3 protein-coding genes are annotated in these 3,279 nt (G+C 58.6%); 1 reads left to right on the forward strand and 2 read right to left on the reverse strand.

Annotation, left to right across the window (positions count from 1 at the left end; translation table 11 throughout):
• Nucleotides 1-26 precede the first annotated feature (26 nt).
• Both DID99_RS36080 and DID99_RS36085 read right to left on the reverse strand, forming a co-directional pair.
• On the reverse strand, nucleotides 27-1,634 hold the full coding sequence (locus DID99_RS36080; RefSeq protein ID WP_260444788.1) for a DUF4158 domain-containing protein: 1,608 nt from the start codon (nucleotides 1,632-1,634) through the stop codon (nucleotides 27-29).
• 3 nt (nucleotides 1,635-1,637) lie between these two features.
• Nucleotides 1,638-2,198, reverse strand: coding sequence for a recombinase family protein (locus tag DID99_RS36085; RefSeq protein WP_124668683.1), 561 nt, complete (start codon nucleotides 2,196-2,198; stop codon nucleotides 1,638-1,640).
• 734 nt (nucleotides 2,199-2,932) lie between these two features.
• On the opposite strand from DID99_RS36085, the gene DID99_RS38265 reads away from it, so the two are divergent.
• Complete coding sequence (locus DID99_RS38265; protein ID WP_260444789.1) at nucleotides 2,933-3,133, forward strand: J domain-containing protein; 201 nt, start codon at nucleotides 2,933-2,935, stop codon at nucleotides 3,131-3,133.
• The last annotated feature ends 146 nt before the right edge of the window (nucleotides 3,134-3,279 follow it).

Raw genomic sequence — 3,279 nt, forward strand, 5'->3', positions numbered from 1 at the left:
GATCGCCTCCACTCAATTTCGCTTGATCATAGAGCAACACAATTCCATGTAAAGTTATTTCTGGGACGGAACACTAGGCGCTCGTTGAGATAGGCCGTGGACGACGTTTCGACCGCCAGTCCAAGCTGGCTGTCGCGATGTTGCTGCTCGAACGTCGCGCGCGGCATCAGATAGTCGTCGAAGTCTCTGAACTGCCGGCTACCGATCACCGATACGTCGCCCGAGCGTAGCGCGTTCTTCAGCTCGCTCATGGCGGCAAGCTCATAGAACTTCCGGTCGATCCCACCTTCCTTGAACACGAACCGCTCCCAGCGCAGCTTGATGAAACCCGTAGGCGCATCGGCCGGTACTTTGCGGGCGTCGATGTGATTCATCACGCGCAAGGCTTCGATCGCGTCCATCAGGTCCTGCCGCGCGGACGCGGCGCGGAAATCGAAGGTATCAAGGAAGGTCGGCGAATAACGCCGCAACTGCGCGTAGTGATCCACCAACAACGCGGTTGAATCGAATTCTGCGTCACGCGCCAGCTGCTCGGCTTCGCGAACGGACACGGTGAACGTCTCCCACGGGACAATTGCCTCGATCGCCCGAAACGGATCATCACCGGCCTCTTTCGCGGCAATCAGCGCGGCGCCGACCTTCGCATACAGACGAACCTTGTCGTTGACCGCCTTGCCCTCCGCGGCGAAGCGCTTTTCGTACTTGTGCTTGGACTTTGTGAAGAACGAGCCGATCAGACGATCGTGCAGGTTCAGGATCTCGTCGGTAAGCGTTGCCGCCGTGTCGAGCAGAATGGCGACGAGCGTGGCGTGACGCCGCTCGGTCTCGTACTCCTCGAGCTGGTACACCGCCGTTTGCCCGCCTTCGCGCGCCAGCCGCAGCAGCCGGTTCTGGTGAACGCTGCGCCCGATGTCTGCCGACAGCCCGAGCGCGCGGATCGCCTGCAGGCGCTCAATGTGCGCCAGGACGGCTCTCGCACTCGGCTCGCCCGGCGACTGGCGCATCCACGCGAGCTTGCTAATTGGGCGAGGTGCGAACGGCTGCAGTAACTGGTCGAGTTCCTTGCGCTGTGTGGTGGTCAGCGGCGCGGTCAGCAGCCGGTACACCTCGCGCTGCGCGCGTGTGCCGACGGTCGCACAGAGCTTTTCGAGGGCGGCAACCGGCGGCAATAGCACATGCTGGCGCCGGAGTTCGTCCACAGCAGCCTGCGCGAGGACAATGCCCTGCGCCGTTTGCATCGCGATCGGCAGCAGGAAAGCGGCCAACTGGCGATAGCGATGTCGATCGAACTGGACCAGTCCCGAGCGGGCCAGCAGCTCCTGCAGGTGCTCCCGACGCGTCTCATCGCGCGCTGCATACAGATCCCACACCGCGGGCGTGACCCGCAACTGCGTCGCCAAGATACCGAGAATCGGCGCATGCGGTTTCTCACCCGGAGCGAGAACGCGTCCTGGATAGCGCAGGTAGATCATGAGGACCGCCACGCCAAGACGATTGTGATCGCCCCGGTGCTGACGCACGAACGCGAAGTCTTCCTTCGACAGGGTGGCGAGACGGATAAGTTCGCTTTCATCATCGGGGAACGCGAACAATTGGAAGCGCTGCGCTGGCGTAAGCAGTTCGCGGCGGGGCATGCGTCACCTCACCGAGCGAAGGTACTGGTACAGCGTTTCGCGACTGATCCCGTAATCGCGGGCGATCTGCGCCTTGCGTTCACCGGCCTCCACGCGACGCCGCAGATCGACGACCTGCGCATCGGACAAAGCAGGCCTGCGGCCGCGATACGCACCACGCTGTCTCGCCAGTGCGATCCCCTCGCGTTGGCGCTCGCGCATCAGCGCGCGCTCGAATTCTGCGAACGCGCCCATCACCGACAGCATGAGGTTGGCCATCGGCGAATCCTCGCCCGTGAAGGTCAGGCACTCCTTCGCGAATTCGATCCGCACGCCACGCTGAGTCAGCGACTGAACAATATGGCGCAGGTCATCAAGATTCCGCGCCAACCGGTCCATGCTGTGCACGACCACCGTGTCACCGCTGCGCACGAAGGTGAGCAGCGCGTCGAGCTGCGGCCGCTTCGTGTCTTTTCCCGACGCCTTGTCGGTGAAGGTACGGTCCAGCTTCACGCCGTCAAGCTGACGCTCGGTGTTTTGCTCGAACGTGCTGACCCGAACGTAGCCCACGCGTTGCCCGTTCATGACCGCCTTCCGGTGGATGTGTCAGGTTGAAATCTATGATGCTGAAACAGAGGCGTCAACAAATTCCGAAACAAGCCCTAACCTGACAATAATGACAAGGCTGACCTGACATCAGGATAGGGTATAACCTATATTGACACACAATGGATGCAGAATTTGAAGGGCGCCCTTGCGACATACGTCGAGCAATGTTTTACGAAATAGTTGAGGACTTTCGAAAGACATCTTGGCCTGACCAAGTAATCATGCGTGTGTGGATTTTTAGGATCACCTAACCCCATGATAATGGGGTGTTTCCGTCCCATTCTATGACTGGATAAACAAAGAATATGTCATCCATTGGTTCCGCATTCGTGCTTACTAGTAATTTCCGTGCGTACGGAAATGTGCAGCCCTCCAAGGCGATGCCATTCGGGAGCTTTAACATTACTGTCGGCGCAGACAAGCGCATGCAGGAGCCGTTGAGGCAAATCTTCCTACTGCGGTTCGGCACCGCGTCACCCGGTGAGCGGCAAGGAAATGCATTTCCTTTCGTCTTGGTTTGGATAAAAGGTGACGCTGGCAACAACCGACTGGGGGCCGGACTATTTATGGTTTTCCCAACGTCAACTCGCAACGAGTCGCCAAAGCCCCAGCAAAGCTACCGCAACGAGTCGCCAAAGCCCCAGCAAAGCTACCGCAACGAGTCGCCAAAGCCCCAGCGCAATGAAAGCACGTGCACAGAGCCGAAAGAAGTGTCTCCGCATGAGATTCTTGGCGTCTCAGCGAATGCGAGTCCGACCGAAATCAAGAAAGCGCAACGCAAGCTTGCCATGGAGCACCACCCTGACAAGGTAATGCAACGCGGCGGAACCGCAGCCGATATTCAAAAGGCGACCGCTTTTATGCAAAAGGTTAACGACGCGGCTGAGAAACTGAGTGGCGCCGCTGCTTAACAATAGATTTTCATCTTAAATAACAGCAAGAGATTGTTGTAACCGTAAAGCATTAGTGCGCACATGAAAGGTAAGCGATCCATTATCGACGTCTACTCAACAGCACTCTGAGCGAGGAGCATAGGTGTCCACCTATTTACGAGGTG

It is taken from the genome of Burkholderia sp. Bp8986, from assembly GCF_003854225.1.
Classification (GTDB): domain Bacteria; phylum Pseudomonadota; class Gammaproteobacteria; order Burkholderiales; family Burkholderiaceae; genus Burkholderia.

Bases quoted from the DNA above. Each gene is read 5' to 3' on its own strand.
- DID99_RS36085 (WP_124668683.1), bottom strand. From the start codon at position 2,198: ATGAACGGGCAACGCGTGGGCTACGTTCGGGTCAGCACGTTCGAGCAA.
- DID99_RS36080 (WP_260444788.1), bottom strand. From the start codon at position 1,634: ATGCCCCGCCGCGAACTGCTTACGCCAGCGCAGCGCTTCCAATTGTTC.